This window comes from Polaribacter sp. 20A6, assembly GCF_011378915.1.
Lineage (GTDB): Bacteria > Bacteroidota > Bacteroidia > Flavobacteriales > Flavobacteriaceae > Polaribacter > Polaribacter sejongensis.
The window spans coordinates 1-555 of the sequence record NZ_WTPZ01000119.1 but is presented as its reverse complement, the minus strand read 5'-3'; the positions used below and the strand labels follow the sequence as shown (position 1 = coordinate 555).

Annotated in this window: 1 protein-coding gene; it reads left to right on the top strand. The window is 52.8% G+C overall.

Annotated elements, in window-relative coordinates; all coding sequences use genetic code 11:
* Positions 1-464 (top strand): hypothetical protein (locus tag GQS57_RS19430; RefSeq protein WP_165734456.1); only part of this gene is annotated, 464 nt, incomplete at its 5' end.
* Positions 465-555: the final 91 nt, after the last annotated feature.

Sequence of the window (555 nt, the reverse complement as noted above, 5' to 3'; positions counted from 1 at the left end):
AGATGTTTGATGCCAAGAACATGATGGCTGCTTGCGACCCCCGTCACGGCCGCTACCTGACCGTCGCCGCCGTCTTCCGTGGCCGCATGTCCATGAAGGAGGTGGACGAGCAGATGCTCAACGTTCAGAACAAGAACAGCAGCTACTTCGTCGAATGGATCCCCAACAACGTCAAGACCGCCGTCTGCGACATTCCACCCCGTGGGCTCAAAATGGCCGCCACCTTCATTGGCAACAGCACTGCTATCCAGGAGCTGTTCAAGAGAATCTCCGAGCAGTTCACAGCCATGTTCAGGCGCAAGGCTTTCCTGCATTGGTACACAGGAGAAGGTATGGACGAGATGGAGTTCACCGAGGCGGAGAGCAACATGAACGACCTGGTGTCTGAGTACCAGCAGTACCAGGACGCCACCGCCGAGGAGGAAGGAGAGTTTGAGGAGGAGGGTGAAGAAGAGCTTGCTTAAGTGAACCAGTCGGTTTTTTGTTTAATGTCCTCTTTTCCTTTTTTCTAATCTTGTCACTTCATTTTGTGTTTCTTGCTGTATTTCCTGTCAC